Below are 18,786 nucleotides of genomic sequence, written 5' to 3'. Positions count from 1 at the left end.
CATGCGGCTCCTGGCGGGTGTAGTGGGTGTGGCGCGTGTAGCTTGGTTGACCTGGCTCTGGCTAGCGTTGCTGGCCATGCCGCTGGCGCGCGCGCAAGCACCCTTGCCTGTGCCGGCGCTAACCGCGCATGTGGTCGACCAAACCAGCAGCTTCAGCCCCGCGCAAAAGCAAGCCTTGGAAGCCAAGCTCAGCAGCTTTGAGGCCAGCACCGGCGCGCAAATCGTGGTGCTGATGGTGCCCACTACCGCGCCCGAAGATATCTTCGACTACAGCAACCGCGTGGCCAACACCTGGAAGATTGGTCGCAAAGACGTGGGCGACGGGGTGCTCCTGGTCATCGCCAAAAACGACCGGCGCCTGCGCTTCGAAATTGCCAAAACGCTCGAAGGCGCCATTCCCGATGTGCTGGCCAAACGCGTGATCGACGAGGCCATCACGCCGCATTTGCGCCAGGGTGACTTCGCTGCAGGCGTGGATGCGGGTGTTGACCGCGTTATGCAGCTCATCAAAGGCGAGGCTCTGCCCGCGCCTGTTCAAAACACCCACACCCAACGCGGTGGCGACGAAGGCTTTCAGTGGTTTGACCTGGCTATTTTTCTGTTCTTTGCCGTGCCGATTGGCGGCGCCATCGCGCGCAGGATTTTGGGCAAAGGGCTGGGCTCTCTGGCCACAGGGGGTGCTGTGGGCGCACTCGCCTGGGTGTTCACCACCAGTGTGTTGATCGCCGGTATTGCCGCCGTCGTGGCGCTGCTCTATTCGATAGTGGCCAGTGCTGGCCTGGCGTCTTCCGTACGCAGTGGCAGAAATGGTGGCTTTGGTGGCGGCGGATTCGGCGGAGGTTTTGGAGGGGGTGGTGGCGGCTTCAGTGGTGGCGGAGGTGGCGGTGGTTTCAGCTCTGGTGGTGGCGGCGATTTTGGTGGCGGCGGTGCCTCGGGAGACTGGTAAACCATGAAACTCCTGCATACCCTTGCCCGTTTAGCTCGCCATCGCTGGTTTGAAGCTATGGGCCGTGCCGAGCGCGACATTCCAACTGCGATGCTCGATCGCCTGGCTCAACGCGTGGGCGCCAGCGAACAACGCCACACCGGCGAAATCCGCATCTGTGTCGAAGCCGGCCTGCCCATGAGCTACCTGTGGCGCGGCGCCGGTGCACGTGAGCGCGCCGTCACCCTGTTTGGCAAGCTGCGCGTGTGGGACACGGCACACAACAACGGTGTGTTGATCTACCTGCTGTTGGCCGACCATGCGATTGAAATCGTCGCCGACCGTGGGCTCAACGAACACGTGAGCACGGCCCAATGGCAGGCCATGGTGGGCCGCATGCGTGCGCCGTTCCGCGAGGGGCGCTTTGAGGACGGGCTGACGCAGGCGCTGGAAGAAGTGTCGTCCGTGTTGGTGGAGCACTTCAGCCTTGCGACCAACACCGTGCGCCCCAACGAGTTGCCCAACGCCCCGGTGGTGAATCCGGGGGATGACGACTGAGCGGCGAACCCGTCCAGGCCGGCTCAGGTCGTCAAGTCGTTGTCGAGAAATCCGTCATTAATGCCGGACGTCATGTCGTCCCAGATGTTGTCATTGCCGCTCAACGCGCCAGTGTCACTGGCGCTGGAGCCTGAAAACAGTTGATCGTTGTGCGGTGATGCCCGGCCCGCATCGTCGTAGAAATTCTGCGTGATGTTCTCCGTCACCGTGGGGGAGCCACCGCCACCAAAGAAGCTGCTGCTGCCGTGGTGCGAACCCAGCAGATTGCCCAAGCCGTTGAACAAAAACATGCCGCCGGCCACACCTGCGGCAGAGGCGGCCGCAGTGCCCAAGAAGCTGCTGCCATTCGACGCTGGGGCAGGCGCAGGCTGCGCGGCGGCCGGGGCGCCGCCAAACCAACGCTCACGCCAGCCCGAAGGCTGCGCCTGGCTTTGCGCTTGAGGCTGATATGGCGGCTGCACCTGCTGTTGCGGTACCAATCCGGGTGCTGTGGGCGCGCGGCCAAAGCCAGGTTCCAAACCGCCGTTCAAGAAGCTGGCACCTCCCGGATCACGCGGTGTGGCGGCCGCCATCTGGGCCTGAAGCTGTTCGATTTGCTGATGGGCGTTTTCCAGCGCCCGTTCCAGCAGCAACGCACGCTGCACCAGCAGGTACTGCGCATCGGGTTGTGCGGCCAGGCGTTGGCGAATCAGTCCATCGATCTGCGGATCTTTGGCCACGCCGTGCACGGCGGCCAGGCGCGACAAAAAGTCGTCGAGCATTTGTTGTTCTTGGGTGTTCATGCAAAGCCTTTCGATGCTGAAGAGAAAGTGGCTCCAGCATAGACCCGCAACCCCGCATCTTGTGTAAACGGGCGGTAGTTTCTGCGATGCTTCACACGGGTTTAAGGCTCGATTAAGACTCTCTCCAACCCCTTCGCAAGTCACATCTGGCGCGGTATAACGGCCCACATGGCTCCACTCCACCACGCTCGCGTGATCGCCTCCCCCTGGGAAAGCGTGTATTGCACCCACATCGACAGCGCGCGCCACTTCAGCAAACACTGGCACACCACCCACGGCGTGGGGGTGTTGGAGCACGGCGCGCAAACCTCGGCCAGTGGGCGTGGCCGGGTGGAAGCGTTTGCGGGCGACCTCATCACCACCAACCCCGGGGAGGTGCACGACGGTCAACCCTATGGCGGCCCCTCGCGGCGCTGGCGCATGGTGTACTTCAATGCGGGGGTGATCGCCGCCGAGGTGGGCGAACCTGGCACAGAGATCGAACTCGAACACCCAGTATTGCGCAACACGCGCCTGGAACGCGTGTTTCGCTGCCTGCTCAACCGCATCGAGGCGTGGAACGCCCAGCCCCACAACTCGGCGGAGCAACTGGCTTGTGAAGAATCCTTGGCCACCGCTTGCAGTTTGCTGCTGCACCAGCACAGCCAAGCCCCCGCCGCCAGCAGCGTAGACACCGCCCTGGCACAAGTGCACCATCGCCTGGCTGACGACCCGTTCAACGCCCCCACCCTCAGCGCCCTTGCTGCCATGGCAGACCTGAGCAAATACCAACTGCTGCGCCGCTTTGCACAGGCCTACGGCATCACCCCGCACGCCTGGTTGCTGCAACGCCGCGCAGAGGTTGCGCGCGGGTTCATCCAGCGCGGCGAAGGCCTGGCGCAGGCCGCCGCATCGGCTGGTTTTGCCGACCAAAGCCACATGACCCGCATCTTCGCGCGGCAGTTTGGCTTTACGCCCGGTGCTTGGCAGCAAGCCATGGCGCCCGCGCACAAGCTGCAATAACGTTCAAGACCCCAGCGCCACACGCGCCGAGACTTTGGAGAGTCTTACTCTCAAGGTCTGTCATGTCGCGTGTCTCCGAATCTCTCAACGGCCAGTTGTTGTGCAGCGCCGCCATGGTGCTGGTGGGCAGCACGGTGGTGGTCAGCAAAGTCATTGGCACCGATGTGGAACCGTTTCTGGCCACTGCGCCACGCCATTGCCCTGCCCATCTTCTGGCTGTTGATGCGTGCGGCCGGCGTGCGCTTTCCACGCGTGAACAGTCACGACGCAGCTTTGCTACTGGTGCAGGCCGCCGCCGGCAGCGTGGGCTACACCGTGCTGCTGATACACGGCGTGGTGCTGGCAGGGGCGGCGGAAACGAGTGTGGTCACGGGCACGTTGCCAGCGGTGTCGGCGTTGTTTGCGGTGGTGTTTTTACGCGAGCGGCCGGGCTGGCGTTTGGCGTGTGCCATTGCCTTGGCCACGGCCGGTGTGGTGGTGGTGACGCTGTCGCCAGCGCCGTTGTCGGCGGGGCCTGCACGGCTGCAGGGCATTGCGCTGGTGCTGGCGGCCATCACCTGTGAATCGGCTTTTATTCTGGCGAACAAACGGTTGTCGCAGCCGATTCCAGCCTTGGCGTTGTCGGCGTTGTTGTGTGCGGGTGGCTTGCTGTTGTCGGCACTGCCGGCCTGGTTTTCACGGCAGGCCACACCATCCATTCTCTCCACCCCTGCCCTGCTGGGCATTGCTTACTACGCCGTAGTGCCCACGGTGGGCGGCTTTTTGCTGTGGTACGCCGGGAGCGCCCGCACCACCGGCGCGCGCGCCGCGCTGGCCACGGTGTGGATGCCGGTCAGCGCACTTTTACTGTCGGCGCTGTTTCTGCACGAGGCCATTGGGGCATGGCAATGGCTGGGCCTGGTTTGCGTGGTGTTGGCCACGGTGTTTGCCGCAAAAGCCAAAGCAAAAACCAAAGCAGATTGAAATCACGTGGCGCGCTGCTTCTGCAGCACGCCATGCAAGGCCACCATGGCTTGCGTCAGCTTGTGTTGTGGGTCGAGGTAAATCATCGGCAGGCTTTGCTCGTGTGACTCGCGCACCTTGACCGACGAGGTGAGGTACGGTTGCAGCACCGGCAAGCCCTCGGCCACCAACTCGTCGACCATGCGCTGCGGCAGGTTGGCGCGGGGTTGGAACTGGTTGACCACAATGCCTTCGACCACCAGGCCGGGGTTGTGGTCGGCGCGGATCTCGGCCACGTTGTCGAGCAAGGTGTACAGCGCCTTGCGCGCGAACTCGTCGCAGTCGAAAGGAATCAGGCAGGCCCGCGCGCCCATGAGCGCCGAGCGGGTGTAGAAGTTCAGCGCGGGCGGCGTGTCGATGTAAATGCGGTCGTAGATGGCGCCGAGTTGCTGCAGTGCTTCACGCAGCTTGTAGAGCTTGTGGCGCGATTCGAGCTTGCTCTCCATCTCGCTCAGTAGTGGGCTGGAGCGCATCACGTGCAGGTTTTCATGCGACGTGGGCACCACGAAGTCGGTGGGCGGCACGCTGCGCAGGCTGTAGCTCAGGCAGTGCTCAAAGAAACCGGCCACTGTGGGTTGCTCGTCGCTGGCCTGGTCGCCCATCAAATAGGCGCTGGAGTTGCCTTGCGGATCGAGGTCGATCACCAGCGTACGCAAGCCCTCACTGGCGCTGATGGCGGCCAGGTTGCAGGTGATGGTGGATTTGCCGACGCCACCTTTTTGGTTGAATACGACGAGAGGCATGGTGTTCTTCCTGGTTGGGAGAAATAGAGAAGAAGAGAAGACGGCCTGCGCCGCCCCTCAGGGCTCGCAAAAACCGCACCAGATCGCCATCAGAACATAGTCAAAAGACAATCCAACCATGGCCCAAGCGGGGTTGGTGTCAAAAAGTTATATTGACCCCCATGATCGGCGCGCCACCCTGGCAGCCACACAGGAATCTGTTTTGTCGACGCCAGCGCCTTCCAACCTCCCCGACACCGCCGCCGCGCCCCCAGCGTTCTCGCGCCGCATTCCGCTCATCGTGGCCGCCACGTTTTTCATGGAGACGCTGGACAGCACCATCGTCACCACCGCGCTACCGGCCATCGCGCACAGCTTCAACGCCACCACGCTGTCGCTCAGCCTCAGCATCTCCGCTTACCTGGTGGCGCTGGCGGTGTTTGTGCCCACTGCGGGTTGGGCCAGCGACCGCTTTGGCGCACGCAACGTTTTTGCCGGGGCGATTGCGCTGTTCACGCTGGCCTCGCTGCTGTGCGCGCTGAGCCCCAATTTGTGGACCTTTGTTGGCGCGCGCACGCTGCAAGGTGTCGCCGCCGCGTTTATGTCACCCGTTGGGCGTTTGATGGTGTTGCGCAGCACGCCGAAACAGCGGTTGATAGAAGCCATCAGCCTGATCACCTGGCCGGGCCTGATTGGCCCGGTGCTCGGGCCACCGCTGGGCGGATTCATCACCACCTATGCGTCGTGGCACTGGATCTTTTTAATCAACATTCCGCTGGGGATGGTGGGCATGTGGCTGGTGCTGCGCCACGTTCCTAACGATATGGCCGCCCAGCGCATGCCATTCGACAAACTCGGCTTTGGGCTCACTGCCGTAGCCTTGGCCACACTGGTGCACGGTTTGGCGCTGTTGGGCGAAGCGCAGGGCGAACGCCAGGTGGCGGCAGTCTGGTTGGCTGTGGCGATCGTATCGGGCTTACTGGCCACGCGCCACGCGCTGAGGCACCCCACCCCTATGCTGGACCTGCGCGCTGTGCGTGTACCCACATTCGCGATCAGCATGCTCACCGCCGGCATGATGGCGCGCATTGCCATCAGCGCCACGCCGTTTTTGCTGCCGTTGATGTTCCAGATTGGCTTTGGCCTCAACGCCTTCCAGGCCGGGCTGATGTTGCTGGTCTACATGGGCGGCAACCTCGCCATGAAGGGGGCCACCACGCCGGTGCTGCGCCGCTTTGGCTTCCGCCGCGTGCTGGCCGTGAACGGTGCGTTGTGCGCGTTGTCGATGGCCGCATGTGGCCTGCTGTCGCCGGGCTTGTCGCTGGCCATCATCTACCCGGTATTGTTTGTGGCGGGCATGACGCGCTCCATGCAGTTCACCACCGTCAGCACGCTGGCGTTTGCCGACATCAACGCCGAGCAGCGTGCGGGCGCCAGCGCCCTATCGGCCATGACGCAGCAAGTGGCGGCCACCCTGGGCGTGGCGTTTGGTGCCATGGCCTTGGCGCTGTTTCAAAACATGCGCAGCGATGCGACCACCTTGTCGCTGGCAGACTTTCAGCACGCGTTGTTGACCGGTGCCGCGTTGATGGCACTGGGTGCGGCTTGGTCGCTGCGCCTGCCGAAGAACGCAGGCGCCGAGGTGTCGGGCAGAGCCTAGGTCAATAGACGCCGGGGGTGCCGCCGCCATCTACAGCGATGGCGGTGCCCTGGATGTGGCGGGCGTTCTCTGAACACAAAAACAGCGTGAGCGCGGCCACGTCTTCGGGCGTGCCCAAGCGCGCCAGCCCTTCACGCGTGATCTGCGCCTGGCGTTCTTCGGCCACTGTTTTGCCACTGGCTTTGCCGCGCTGCTCAAAGATCTGCTGCACGCGGTCGGTTTCCGTCAGCCCCGGCAGAATGGCGTTGACGTTCACCCCTTCACGCTTGCCCAAGCCCGACAAGCCCTTTGTGAAGTTGTTCATAGCCGCGTTGACTGAGCCGCCAATCAAAAAGCCGGGGTCGGGCGTGCGCGCCGCCCCGCCAATGATGTTGACCACGTGGCCGCGCGAGGCCACCAACATCGGCCAGAACAGGCGGCACAGGTTCACGCAGCCAAAGAACTTCAGCGCAAAGCCGTCTTGCCACACGGCAGCCGTCAAATCGACAAACGCCCCGGCGCGCGTGGCGCCGGCCGAGTTGACCAGAATATCGCAACGGCCATGGCGCGCTGCCACCAAGTCGAACACCGCACGGCAGCCCTCTTCAGAACGCAGGTCGGTGGCACATACATCGGGCCGCGCCACACCGGTAGCCGCAATGGTATCGGCGGTGGCGTCGAGTGTGGTTTGCGACGAAGCCGCCAACACCGGGTGTGCGCCCTGCGCCGCAAACGCCTCGGCAATGCCGCGCCCTATGCCACGGCTGCCGCCTGTGACCACGACCACTTTGCCAACGAATGCATCAGCCATTTTGCGTCTCCTTGTGTAGCACGCCACTCTCTCAAGCACAAACCTTTGGTAACCAGCGTAGTGCGATTTCCAGACACAGTATGCCGTTAAGCACGGGATGCGTCCTGTACTTCTTTATTCAAAAAAGGGAGACCTACATGCTGGGAATTTTGGGGATATTCGCGTCCTTGGCGCTGCTGATTTTCTTGGCCCATCGCGGCTGGAACGTGATCTTCATCGGGCCACTCTGTGCCGCCGTGGCCATCGCCTTCAACTGGGGCGACTTGCCGCTGATGGCCAGCTATACGCAAATCTACATGCCTGCACTGGGCAACTACTTCGCCACTTACTTTCCGCTGTTTTTACTGGGCGCGGTGTTTGGCAAGTTGATGGAAGAGTCGGGCGCGGCACGGGCCATCGCCCTGCAAATCGTCGAATGGGTGGGCGGCAAGCAGGCCATTCTGGCGGTGGTGCTGGCCTGCGCGCTGCTGACCTACGGCGGCGTATCGCTGTTTGTCGTGGCGTTTTCGGTGTATCCGATTGCGGCGTCGCTCTTTCGCGCAGCTGCGGTGCCCAAGCGGCTGATTCCCGCAGCCATCGGGCTGGGCAGTTTTACGTTTACCATGGTCGCGGTTCCGGGCACGCCGTCGATTCAGAACGCCATCCCCATTCCATTCTTCAAGACCACGCTCTACGCGGCACCCGGTCTGTCAATCATCGCCTCGATTTTCATGTTTGGCGCCGGCATGTTGTGGCTGAGTCGACGCACCCGAACCGCACACGCACAGGGTGAGGGCTATGGCGAGCACAACGAGAAACTGGCCGACATGGACAACGCCGATCTCCCATCGTTCTTCATTGCCTTGCTGCCCATTCTGGTGGTGATTGCGCTCAACTATCTGCTGTCGGCGTACATCATTCCGTCCTTCGACCACAGCTATCTGGACACAGACAAGTTCAAACATTTGGATTTGAAGAAAGTGCTGTCCATCTGGGCCATCATCGGCGCCATGGCCGCCGCAATCGCGGTACTGGTGGCCACCAACTACCGCCGCCTTCCCAATCTGCGCGAGGCCATCAGCCAGGGCACACTGGGCTCCTTGCTGCCGATGGTGAATACCGCCTCTGAAGTGGGCTATGGCGCTGTCATCGCCAGCCTGGCCAGTTTCGCAGTGGTGCGCGAGGGGTTGAAGACAGTGGCCAGCGACCCGGTCGTATCGTTATGGCTGATGGTGACAGTGCTGGCCGGCATGACAGGCTCAGCCTCGGGCGGCCTGAGCCTGGCGCTGAGCGCCATGGGGGACTACTACGCGCATGCAGCACAGGTGGCGCACATCAGCCCCGAAATCATGCACCGCATTGCCTCCATGGGCTCGGCAGCGATGGACATCTTGCCGCACAACGGCGCGGTAATCACACTGCTGGCAATCTGTGGGTTGACCCACAAGCAGTCCTACTTCGACCTCTTCATGGTGGGTAGCCTGACCGCTTTTACGGCGGGCTTGTTGGTCCTGGCGATGTACCTGACCGTTGGCGTGTTCTAAGGCGTCCAGCCCAGCACCGCGTGCATGGCCCAGAGCAACACGCTGATGGATATGAACGACGCCACCGTGGTCACCAGCAAGGCCGCAGCGCAAAAACCTTCATGGTGGTATTTCTGCGCCACCACCGGGTACAGGCTCAGCATGGGCATACCCGCCAACACCACGGCGGCGATGCGCAATTGCGGGTCGAGCGGCGGCAGCGTCCACAGCGCCAAGAACACCAGCAGCGGATGCAACACCAGCTTGCCGAAGGTCACGGTAGCAATGTCGCGGCGCACACCGCCGAGCCTCAGCCCCACCAGCGAGCCGCCAATCACAAACAACGCCACTGGGCTGGCGGCGGTGGCCACAATCTGCACAGTGCGGGCCATGAATTCTGGCAATTGAGCGCCCAGCATGGAAAACGTAAAGCCGAGCAAGATGGCGGCGATCATCGGGTTCTTCAGCAGCCCGCGCAGGTTGCGCAGCAAGGTGTGGTGCCAGCGCTGGGCTGCGCCGCCCGATCCGCTGTCGGCCATCACCAATGCCAGCGGCAGCGCGATCAGATTCTCCACAATCATGGCCAACGCCAGGCCCACCCCAGCCGCTGCGGGGCCAATGGTTTGCGCCAAGATGGGGTAGCCGATGAACGCGCTGTTGGATGCCGAAACCCCCAGCCCATGCAGCGCCGCCATGGGCATGCCGTGGCCGCGCACGCGGCGCGCGTAGAACATCATGCCGAGCGACAAGGCAACCGCCGCCCCGGCGTAAGCCATGAGAAAAGACGCGTTGAGGATCTCGCCAAACGAGCGCTGCGACAGCGCGTGGAAGATCAGCGCGGGCACACAGAACTGGATCACGAAGCGGCCCAGCACCCGCGTGTCGTCTTTGCTGAACAGCCCCAAGCGCACGGCCAAAAAGCCGGCGGCAATGATCAGGTAGATCGGGGCGGTGATGTTCAGGATGTGCAGCATGCGCAGAGTGTGAGGCTGGCGCCGATTCGACGTGCAGGCGTCGCGCCAACCCTGACCAGGCCGAACGGGTACTTAGTAACTCAGCTTGGCCAGCGAGCGCAGCGTCTCGGGCGTGGTCGTCGGGAGGCCAAAGAATTCGAGGTAGGCGGGAATCTGCTCGAACAACATGTCGGTGCCCACCTGCGTTTGGCAGCCACGCGCCTGGGCGGCGGCAAGGAAGGCGGTGGTTTCGCTCTTCATTACCACTTCTCCCACAAAGGTGGTGGACGCGATACGCGACACGTCGACCGGCAGCGGGTCGCCCTCGTTCATGCCCATGGGTGTGGCGTTGACCACCAGGTCGAACCCAGCGGGGTCGTTCGAGCCGGTAATGACTTCGAGGTTGGGGTAATGCTTCTTCAGCCGACCGCCCAGCGCCGTGGCTGAGGCTTCGTGCGAGTCGAACAGCGCAATGCCACCCAAGCCTGCGGCCGCCAACGATGCAGCAATGGCCGAGCCCACACCGCCGCTGCCCACCACCAGCGCGCGTTTGCCCGCCAGGTTCAAGCCCTTGCGCTGCACGCCACGCACAAAACCTTCGCCGTCGAACATGTCGCCTTGCAGCTTGCCGTCCGCACTGCGGCGCACAGCGTTGCACGAACCGGCAATCTGCACCGTGGGCGAGGCTTCATCAAGCAGCGCCACCGTGGTGACCTTGTGCGGCATGGTGATCAATGCACCACCAACGTTCGACAGCTTGAACACTTCACGCAGAAATGCGGGGAAGTCTTCCGGCTTGCTGCCCATGGGCACGACCACGGCGTCGATGCCGGCGTGCTCGAAGTACGGGTTGTAGATCATCGGCGCCTTGAAGGCGAAGGTGGGAAAGCCGATGTGGGCGATGACGGTGGTGGTGCCGCGAATCATGGTGTGTGTCCTATGTCTAAATCTGAATGGGTTGTGGGCGACGGCGGCTACGCTACTTCTCGCCACTGCGCTAAAGCCGCTAGCTGCACGGGGGCGTTAGCCACGCCGTAGTCCTGGTAGTTGCCACGACGCTCAACCAGCGCAAAGAAAAAGCGGTCGTCGAACGGTGTGGTGTAGAGCTGCAGCAACTCGCCATCGGCCGTGCGGTCGTAGAAGATGTTGCACTCGCGCAGGCTGGCCAGTAGCGCGGGCTCGATGTCGTATTTGGCGGCCAGGTCGTCGTAGTAGTTGCCGGGCACGGTCAGCAGGCTGGCGCCCAGGCTTTTGAGGCGGCGCGCGGTCGCCACCAGGTCGGGCACAGCCACGGCGATTTGCTGCACACCCGCGCCGCCGAAGCGCGACACGGTGCGCGCGGTGGAGGTACTGGCGCGCTCGGACACGTTGAGTGCATAACGCACCTCACGTTGGCTGGACTCCATCACGCGGCTCTTGATGATGCCGTAGGGGTCGTGCATCACCACCGGGCTGGAGGTGGGCTTCAAGCCCAGCACGGCGCGGTAGAACAGCGTCCACGGCTCGACCTGGCCGGTGGGCAACACTTGCACCATGTGGTCGATGCGCGCCTTGTCGCCAAAGGCGGTGCCCGCGCTGGTGTCTACCGGTGCGTGGAGGACGAAGTCGGCCTCGAAGCCGTGTTCGCCGCCGCTGTGCACGTCGAAGAAGTACAGCAGGCTGCCGTCGGGCGCACGCACGGCGGGAATGGTCAACTCGTTCTGCCCCACACGCCCTGCCATGCGGGTGCAGCCCAGTGCTTCGGCGCGGCCCAGAGCGGCCAACGCATCCGTCGTGGCCAGCGCTGTGGCGCAGGCCGAAACGCCATGCGCCTCGAAGTAGGCGCGCGCGAAGGAATCTTCTTCCAGGTTCAGGATCACGCGTACTTCGCCCTGGCCGTACAGGTCTACCGCTTTGGAGCGGTGGCGGCCAATGCGCTGGAATCCAATAGTCTTCAAGAAGCTGGCCAGGCGCGCGGCGCTGCCGGCGTCTACCGCAAATTCGACAAACGACCAGCCTTGCAGTTTGGGCGGCGCGGGTGGGTCGAACAGCGGCACACGGCGGCTCTCGCCATGGGGAATGCCGGTCTTGAGCGAGGGCACGCTGCGCATCTGTTCTTCCAGCCACAGCAGCGAGCGCATGGCGTCGGCGGCGGTGGGGCGGGCGGGTGCGGCACGGAACTCGTCGTTGAAGATCTCCAGCGACAGCGGGCCGGTATAGCCCGCATCCAGCACGGCGGCGGTGAACTTCGCCATCTCAAACTCGCCCTGGCCGGGGAAGCAACGGTAGTGGCGGCTGTGGCTCAACACGTCGATGTCGACCCACGGCGCATCGGCCAGTTGCAGGAAGAAAACCTTCTCGCCCGGCAGGTCGGCAATGGGCAACGGATCGTCGCGCAGCGCCAGCGTGTGAAAGCTGTCGAGCACCAGGCCCAGGTGCGGGTGGTTGGCTTTTTCCACCACCTGCCAAGCCTGGCGGTAGCGGCTGATTTTTGGCGCCCAGGCCAGCGCTTCGTAGCCCACACGCAGGCCGCGTGCGGCGGCGCGTTCGGCCAACTGGTGCATTTGGTCGGCCAACAATTCGATGTCGCCCGAGGCCGACGGCTGCGCGTTGGTGCACACCAAAATTAACGGTGCGCCCAACTCTTGCATCACGTCAAACTTACGCTCGGCACGCTCCAGGTTGCGCGCCAGTTGCGTGGGGCTCACGCCGTCGAAGTCGCGGAACGGCTGGAACAGGTCAATCGTCAGCCCCAAGTCTTCGGCGATGCGCCGCACCTCACGCGGCGATCCAGGAAACTGCAGCAAGTCGTTTTCAAAAATCTCAACGCCATCAAAGCGCGCCGCTGCCGCGGCCTGCAGCTTCTCGCGCAACATGCCAGACAACGAAACAGTGGCGATACAACGGCGCATGCACAAACTCCGATCAGTCAATTCGCAGGGATGAAATCAAGCCTTGGCGGCATTGACGGCCGACACGGCAGCGCGCAGGCCCAGCAGGTAGCTGTCCACACCAAAACCAGCGATCTGGCCCTTGGCGATTTCAGCCAAAACCGACAGATGGCGGAACGGTTCGCGCGCATGGATGTTTGACATGTGCACTTCAATGATGGGCGCGCTGAGGATGGCCAACGCGTCGCGAATGCCATAGCTGTAGTGCGTCCAGGCGCCAGCGTTGATGATGATGGCGTCGATGCCTTCGATATGCGCCTTGTGGATGCGCTCCACCATTTCACCCTCGTGATTGGTCTGGAAAGCCTCGACTTCAGCGCCCAGCTCTTCACCCAGTGCGATCACGCTGCTGTTGATTTGCGCCAGCGTGGCGGTGCCGTATTGCTTGGGGTCGCGCTTGCCAAACATGTTGAGGTTGATGCCGTTCAGGACGAGGATTTTCATAATCAGTTCTCTTTTAAAAGGATGTTTAGAAACGCTGGGGTCTGATCTAGTTGGGTCTAGTTGGGTCTAGTTGGTTCTAGATGCGGCCTAGATTTCGACAATCTGACCGCTCTTCGCGGCGTTGGCAATAGCCTCCGTCACGCGTAGATTTTGCAAGCCATCCAAAGCACTCACCAGCGGCGTGGCTTCCCCACGGATGACCGCGCCGAAATGCGTCATCTGGTGTTTGATGGGGTCGTCGCGCACCATGCCCACCACACCGGTTTCAAATGGTTTCCACCACGAGCGGTCTTCCGGGCGCGGGTAGGTCTTGAGGCGCATAGTGGGCACCGACAAACTGCCGTTGGTGCCCGAGATGACGTAGCAATCTTCGTCTTCAAACGTGGCGTAGGCCTTGTTCTCTTGCGAGGTTTGCTCCCAACTGCGCGCGCTGGCCGCCGTGTCGGACAACATGAACGTGCCCAGCGCCCCATTGGCAAAACGCAGGTTGATGGCCACGGTGTCTTCCACCACATAGCCACGCGCGGCGTTCGAGGCAAAGGCTTGCACGGCCACAATGTCGCCGCACAACATGCGCAGGTTGTGCACCTCGTGGATCATGTTGATGAGGATGGGGCCGCCGCCGAGTGCACTGCGCCAGGGCGCGTCCGCAAAGTATTCCGTAGGCTTGTAGAACGTGGCGCTGCCCATCACCGCCACTACGCGGCCGAGTTGGCCGGACGCCACCACTTCACGCGCCTTGGCCATGATGGGGCTGTGCGCGCGGTGGTGGCCAATCAGCACCTTGGCGCCAGCCTCTTCCACCGCCTTGACCAGCGCTTCGCCCTCGGCCACGGTGGGCGTGATGGGCTTCTCCAACAAGATGGGCAAGCCTGCGGCAATACACGCCAAGGCGTGTGGCAGGTGCAACTGGTTGGGTGTGGCCAGCACCACGCCATCAGGCCGGTCTTGGGCCAGCAACTCTTCCAACGACACGTACAGCGGCACACCCGCAGCCGCCGCCAAGGGCACGGCAGCAGGCGATGGATCGACGATGGCCGACAAGGTGCAGGTAGCGCTGGCGCGCGCTGCGTCCATATGTGCCTGGCCGATGTAGCCAGCGCCGGCCACTGCGATACGAAGCTTGCTCATGCGTTCAATCCTCGGGGGTTCTGAAGAATTGTGCAATGGAGAACGGGCGCCCAGAGGCGCCCGGCAGTCCATCAGCGCAGGTTGATTTACTTACGCGATTACTTGCGAGATTTAGCCAATTCAGCCGTCACTTCGTCCACCGTCGCCTGGCCTACGCTGGCGCTGAACTGGGCGATCACGGGCTTCATCTTGTCGCGCAGCTTGGCCACTTCAGCCGACGAGAACTCGCTCACCGCCATGCCGTTCTTCTTCAGCAGGTCGAGGTTGGCGGCCACGGACGCACGCGCTTCCTTGCGCTGCACCACGGTGGCTTCGGCAGCGGCTTCTTCAATGATCTTCTTCTCGGCAGCGCTGTAGCTGTCCCAGACCTTCTTGCTGAAGATCAGCGACTGTGGGTTGTACTGGTGGTTGGTCATCGCGATGTTCTTTTGCACTTCCCAGAACTTGTTGGCGGCGATCACCGAGACGGGGTTTTCCTGGCCGTCAATGGCTTTTTGTTCCAAGCCACCGTACACCTCGGGGAAAGGCATGGGCGTGGGGTTGGCGCCCAGCGCTTTCACCCAAGCCACGTTGATGGGGTTGGGAATGACGCGCAGCTTCAGGCCGTCAATGTCCTCCACCTTTACCAGGGGGCGCTTGCTGTTGGTGATCTGGCGGAAGCCGAGTTCAAAGTAGGTGATGCCGACCAGGCCTTTTTCTTCCAGCTTGGCGTGCATCTTCTTGCCCACGGGGCCGTCGACCAACGCGTCAGCTTCTTTCTCGTTGCCAAACAGGAACGGGAAGTCGAAGATGGCCAGTTCTTTGGCTTCGGTGGCCAGAATGCCGGTGTTCATGACCGCAGCTTCAACCGTGCCGCCCTTCATGGAAGACACCACGGCCTGGTCGCTGCCCAGCGTGCTGTTGTAGAACAGGTTGACCTTCATCTTGCCACCCGACTTGGCGGCCACCACTTCGGCAAACTTGCGCATGCCAGGGCCTGCGGGATGGTTTTCAGGGCCATTCAGATTCATCTTGATGGTGCGCTCCTTGATGTCTTGCGCGGTGGCAAAACCAAAGGACGTGAGCGCGATGGCGGCAACGATGGACTTGATCATCAGACGTTTCATGAATGTCTCCTCAGAATAAAAAAGAAATGAACGGCACGCTTTTCTGTATGCGGGAGGTGGCGTACCTGTCACCCCCGCATTGGCTTTTTTTGTTTTAGGTTTAACCGTAGAGCAACTTGGCAGGCACCATCACCAGCGACGGGAACAGCACCATCAGGAACATCACGATGAACTGCACGATCATGAAAGGCATGACGCCACGCGTCACGTCGTCCATCTTCATGCGGCCTACCCCGGCCACCACGTTGAGCACCGTGCCCACTGGCGGCGTCACCAGGCCAATCGAGTTGTTGATGATGAACAGCACGCCGAAGTAGACGGGGTCGATGCCAGCGGCCTTGACCAGCGGCATCAGCACGGGGGTCAGGATCAGGATGGTTGGCGTCATGTCCATGGCCGTGCCCACCACCATCACCAGCACCATGATGGCGGCCATCAGCAGCACCGGGCTGTCGAGCAAAGGCTTCAGCAGTTGCACCACTTGGTCGGGCAGTTGCGCCACGGTGATGAGCCAGGCCGAGACCATGGCGGCAGCCACCAGGAACATCACCACAGCCGTGGTCTTGGCCGCAGCGTGGAACACTTCGTAGAGCTGCTTCCAGCTCAGTTCACGGTAGATCACCGAGGCCACAAACAGCGCGAACACGGCGGCCACCACAGCGGCTTCGGTCGGCGTGAACACCCCCATGCGCAGGCCCACCAGGATGATCAGCGGCAGCGCCAAGGCCCAACCGGCTTTGCGGAAAGCGTCCCACACTTCCGCCTTGGTTTTGCGGGGTGGGGGCTCCAGCTTTTCACGGCGCGTGGTCCACCACCAGGTGGCCCACAAACCGGCGGCCAGCAAGATGCCCGGGAAGATGCCCGCAAGGAACAGCTTGGTGATCGACACGTTGGCCGACACACCGAAGATCACAAAACCAATCGACGGTGGAATGATCGGGCCGATGACGCCGCACGCAGCGATCAGGCCGCCGCTGCGCGCCTTGTCGTGGCCGGCCTTCACCATCATGGGCAACAGCAGCGCGGTCAACGCCGCCGCATCGGCCACGGCCGAGCCCGACAGCGCCGACAAGATGCACGCAGCCACGATGGTCACGTAGCCCAGGCCACCACGGATGTGGCCGACCAGCGCGAGCGCGAAGTCCACAATGCGGCGCGACAGGCCGCCGGTGTTCATCACCTCACCCGCCAGCATGAAGAACGGCACGGCCAACAGCGGGAAGCTGTTGGCGCCTTCCAGAATGTTCTGCGCCAAAATTTGGCCGTCAAACATGTTCATGTGCCACATCAGCGCGACACCACACAGCAGCAACGAAAACGCAATCGGAACGCCCACGGCCATGGCTGCGAGCAGAGAACCCAAAAAGACAAAGATGGTCATGAAAGCCTCAGCGCAGGGGTTGGGGAACGTCGATCGGTTCTTCTTCCGACTCTCGGATGGCGATCAGCTCAGCCTCTGAGAGCTGGCCGGTCACCAGGCGCCAAAGCTGGTTCAACAGAATGACCGCAGACGACACAGCGCACACCATGCCTGCGGCGTAGAACACCGCCATCGACACTTCCATCACCGCGCTGGTGCTGTCCAGGTTGACCTTGACCTGGTTGAGCGAGCCGTCGAACAACAGCCAGCAGACAAACAGCATCAACACATGCGTGAGGCCCAGGCAGATCTTTTTGCCGAACACCGGCAGGCGCGAAACCAGCATGTCGGTGCCCAGGTGCGAGCCCTCTTGCAGGGCGACGATGGCGCCCAGGAAGGTGATCCAGACGAAGAGCCAGCGCGACAACTCTTCCGACACGGTGATGCCGGAGTTGAAGCCGTAGCGCAGCACCACGTTGCCAAACACCAGCAGCACCATGATGGCCAGAGAGGCCACCATGATGATGCCGAGCAGGCGGCAGTAGGCATTGAGAATTTTTTGCATGCAGGGTCTCCTGGTTTCCTTGTTTTGTTGTGGGCGTGGGAGCCTATGGATGTTGACGGGTGGAGCGCTTCACAGCGGCACCGAGCGCAACGACGTCGCAACCAATGCCAGGGCCGGTGCCGTGCCCCTGTAATCCACAGACTGTTGGGGTGGCTTGTGATCGTTCATCGCTCAAACTGCTGAAAACTGACGGCACTGTAGCGACGCCAGACGCAAAAACAAAGAGAATCAAAACTAACCAGTTCGTTAATTACATTTTTTTGAGCGATTAACGAACGTTTTAAGGGTTACCTCTAGGAAACATCTGGATGCGAGTTGAGGCGTGTCAGCACTTTTTGGTGCCTCCTCTACCCACAACTACCTCGGCCAGCTGCCCATCAACCATGCCAACCATTGCAACTTGCAATACACCTTATGGCCTGCGCGGCATGTACACGCCTGAGGTAAACCGCCACCATCCCCAACCTTCAACGCCCATTCGCCCAAGGACAACGTTTGATGCAAGCCCTCTTTTCCGCAACCCCCATCCCTCGTACGCAGCCCAAGATCGACTGCCACGTGCACGTGTTCGACCCTATGCGCTTCCCCTACGCAGAAGACACGTTCTACCGACCTACGGGGCATGAAGTGGCCACGGCCGACCAGCTCGGCGCGCTGATGGATGCCCATGGCGTACAACACGCGTTGATCGTCGGTCCCAACTCGGGTTACGGCTTTGACAACCGCTGCCTACTTGACGCCCTGCAGCGCGGCGCTGGCCGCTTCAAGGGCGCGGCCGTGGTGCCCAACCACACCGGCCGCGACGAACTGCAAGCTTTGCAGGCCGCTGGTGTAGTGGGTGTCACGCTGAATGTGGCTCTGCTGGGTACCGACTATTACCGTGACGCCGCGCCACTATTGGCCCATCTGCAAGAGCTTGGCATGTGGGCCTGTGTGCAGGTGCAGTTTGACGAACTGCTGGCCGTGAAGCCCATGCTGCTCGACAGCGGTGTGCAAATGGTGTTTGACCACTGCGGGCGGCCCAACCCTGCGGCCGGTGTGGGGCAAGCCGGGTTTGCGGCGTTGCTTGAGCTGTCGAAAACGGGGCGTGCCACGGTGAAGCTGTCGAGCCTACTGAAGTCTTCGGCTCAACCCTTCCCCCACCGCGACGCCTGGCCTTACGCACAGGCGCTGCTGCAAGCCTTTGGCCCGCAGCAGTTGATGTGGGGCTCGGACTGGCCCTTTTTGCGCGCCCCGGCGCGTGTGGACTACGGCCCGCTGCTCGACCAGTTTGCCGAGCTGGTGCCCGACGCCGCCGTGCGCCAAGCCATCTTGTGGGACACACCCAAACGGTTGTTCGGATTTTCTTGATGCG

Annotated in this window: 18 protein-coding genes; 7 read left to right on the top strand and 11 right to left on the bottom strand. The window is 62.3% G+C overall.

What is annotated here, in order from left to right; translation table 11 throughout:
* Window position 1 precedes the first annotated feature (1 nt).
* On the top strand, window positions 2–946 hold the full coding sequence (locus ACPWMG_RS02510) for a TPM domain-containing protein (RefSeq protein WP_483303092.1): 945 nt from the start codon (window positions 2–4) through the stop codon (window positions 944–946).
* A 3-nt stretch (window positions 947–949) separates the two neighbouring features.
* Entirely contained in the window at window positions 950–1,483 is a 534-nt protein-coding gene (locus tag ACPWMG_RS02505; protein ID WP_483303091.1) for a TPM domain-containing protein, read from the top strand.
* A gap of 23 nt (window positions 1,484–1,506) precedes the next feature.
* Here ACPWMG_RS02505 and ACPWMG_RS02500 read toward each other — a convergent pair whose 3' ends face one another.
* A complete protein-coding gene (locus ACPWMG_RS02500; RefSeq protein ID WP_483303090.1) occupies window positions 1,507–2,265 on the bottom strand; it encodes a DUF2076 domain-containing protein in 759 nt (252 codons plus the stop codon).
* A 168-nt stretch (window positions 2,266–2,433) separates the two neighbouring features.
* On the opposite strand from ACPWMG_RS02500, the gene ACPWMG_RS02495 reads away from it, so the two are divergent.
* Both ACPWMG_RS02495 and ACPWMG_RS02490 read left to right on the top strand, forming a co-directional pair.
* Window positions 2,434–3,267 (top strand): AraC family transcriptional regulator, encoded by an 834-nt coding sequence (locus ACPWMG_RS02495; RefSeq protein WP_483303089.1) that lies wholly within the window; start codon window positions 2,434–2,436, stop codon window positions 3,265–3,267.
* A gap of 162 nt (window positions 3,268–3,429) precedes the next feature.
* Window positions 3,430–4,230 carry a DMT family transporter gene (locus tag ACPWMG_RS02490; protein ID WP_483303088.1) on the top strand — a complete coding sequence of 267 codons (801 nt, stop codon included), beginning with the start codon at window positions 3,430–3,432 and terminating at the stop codon, window positions 4,228–4,230.
* Between the two features lie 2 nt (window positions 4,231–4,232).
* Here the strand turns inward: ACPWMG_RS02490 and ACPWMG_RS02485 are convergent, their stop codons facing one another.
* Window positions 4,233–5,012 carry a ParA family protein gene (locus ACPWMG_RS02485; protein WP_483303087.1) on the bottom strand — a complete coding sequence of 260 codons (780 nt, stop codon included), beginning with the start codon at window positions 5,010–5,012 and terminating at the stop codon, window positions 4,233–4,235.
* A 202-nt stretch (window positions 5,013–5,214) separates the two neighbouring features.
* Here ACPWMG_RS02485 and ACPWMG_RS02480 point away from each other — a divergent pair, with 202 nt between their 5' ends.
* Complete coding sequence (locus tag ACPWMG_RS02480) at window positions 5,215–6,651, top strand: MFS transporter (protein ID WP_483303086.1); 1,437 nt, start codon at window positions 5,215–5,217, stop codon at window positions 6,649–6,651.
* Between the two features lies 1 nt (window position 6,652).
* Here the strand turns inward: ACPWMG_RS02480 and ACPWMG_RS02475 are convergent, their stop codons facing one another.
* Entirely contained in the window at window positions 6,653–7,441 is a 789-nt protein-coding gene (locus tag ACPWMG_RS02475; protein ID WP_483303085.1) for an SDR family oxidoreductase, read from the bottom strand.
* Window positions 7,442–7,578: 137 nt separating this feature from the next.
* On the opposite strand from ACPWMG_RS02475, the gene ACPWMG_RS02470 reads away from it, so the two are divergent.
* Window positions 7,579–8,964, top strand: coding sequence for a GntP family permease (locus ACPWMG_RS02470; RefSeq protein ID WP_483303084.1), 1,386 nt, complete (start codon window positions 7,579–7,581; stop codon window positions 8,962–8,964).
* Here the strand turns inward: ACPWMG_RS02470 and ACPWMG_RS02465 are convergent.
* The 8 genes from ACPWMG_RS02465 to ACPWMG_RS02430 all read right to left on the bottom strand — a co-directional run bounded on the left by ACPWMG_RS02465 (window position 8,961) and on the right by ACPWMG_RS02430 (window position 17,432).
* On the bottom strand, window positions 8,961–9,917 hold the full coding sequence (locus ACPWMG_RS02465; protein ID WP_483303083.1) for an AEC family transporter: 957 nt from the start codon (window positions 9,915–9,917) through the stop codon (window positions 8,961–8,963). The two genes, ACPWMG_RS02470 and ACPWMG_RS02465, sit on opposite strands and share 4 nt — an antisense overlap.
* Window positions 9,918–9,989: 72 nt before the next feature.
* Entirely contained in the window at window positions 9,990–10,823 is an 834-nt protein-coding gene (locus ACPWMG_RS02460; protein WP_483303082.1) for a shikimate dehydrogenase family protein, read from the bottom strand.
* 47 nt (window positions 10,824–10,870) lie between these two features.
* Entirely contained in the window at window positions 10,871–12,787 is a 1,917-nt protein-coding gene (locus tag ACPWMG_RS02455) for a bifunctional sugar phosphate isomerase/epimerase/4-hydroxyphenylpyruvate dioxygenase family protein (RefSeq protein WP_483303081.1), read from the bottom strand.
* Window positions 12,788–12,823: 36 nt separating this feature from the next.
* A complete protein-coding gene (aroQ, locus tag ACPWMG_RS02450; RefSeq protein ID WP_483303080.1) occupies window positions 12,824–13,270 on the bottom strand; it encodes a type II 3-dehydroquinate dehydratase in 447 nt (148 codons plus the stop codon).
* 87 nt (window positions 13,271–13,357) lie between these two features.
* Complete coding sequence (locus ACPWMG_RS02445) at window positions 13,358–14,401, bottom strand: Gfo/Idh/MocA family protein (RefSeq protein WP_483303079.1); 1,044 nt, start codon at window positions 14,399–14,401, stop codon at window positions 13,358–13,360.
* 98 nt (window positions 14,402–14,499) lie between these two features.
* The gene (locus ACPWMG_RS02440; RefSeq protein WP_483303078.1) at window positions 14,500–15,507 is read right to left on the bottom strand and encodes a TRAP transporter substrate-binding protein; all 1,008 of its coding nucleotides are present in this window, start codon (window positions 15,505–15,507) and stop codon (window positions 14,500–14,502) included.
* A 100-nt stretch (window positions 15,508–15,607) separates the two neighbouring features.
* Window positions 15,608–16,888, bottom strand: a complete 1,281-nt coding sequence (locus ACPWMG_RS02435) for a TRAP transporter large permease subunit (RefSeq protein WP_483303077.1) — start codon at window positions 16,886–16,888, stop codon at window positions 15,608–15,610.
* 7 nt (window positions 16,889–16,895) lie between these two features.
* On the bottom strand, window positions 16,896–17,432 hold the full coding sequence (locus ACPWMG_RS02430) for a TRAP transporter small permease (protein WP_483303076.1): 537 nt from the start codon (window positions 17,430–17,432) through the stop codon (window positions 16,896–16,898).
* 498 nt (window positions 17,433–17,930) lie between these two features.
* On the opposite strand from ACPWMG_RS02430, the gene ACPWMG_RS02425 reads away from it, so the two are divergent.
* Window positions 17,931–18,782, top strand: a complete 852-nt coding sequence (locus ACPWMG_RS02425; protein ID WP_483303075.1) for an amidohydrolase family protein — start codon at window positions 17,931–17,933, stop codon at window positions 18,780–18,782.
* The last annotated feature ends 4 nt before the right edge of the window (window positions 18,783–18,786 follow it).

This window comes from Hydrophilobacter chitinilyticus (genome assembly GCF_049860745.1).
In the GTDB taxonomy this organism is placed as follows: domain Bacteria; phylum Pseudomonadota; class Gammaproteobacteria; order Burkholderiales; family Burkholderiaceae_C; genus Rhodoferax_B.
This window is presented reverse-complemented; position numbering and strand designations above follow the sequence as displayed.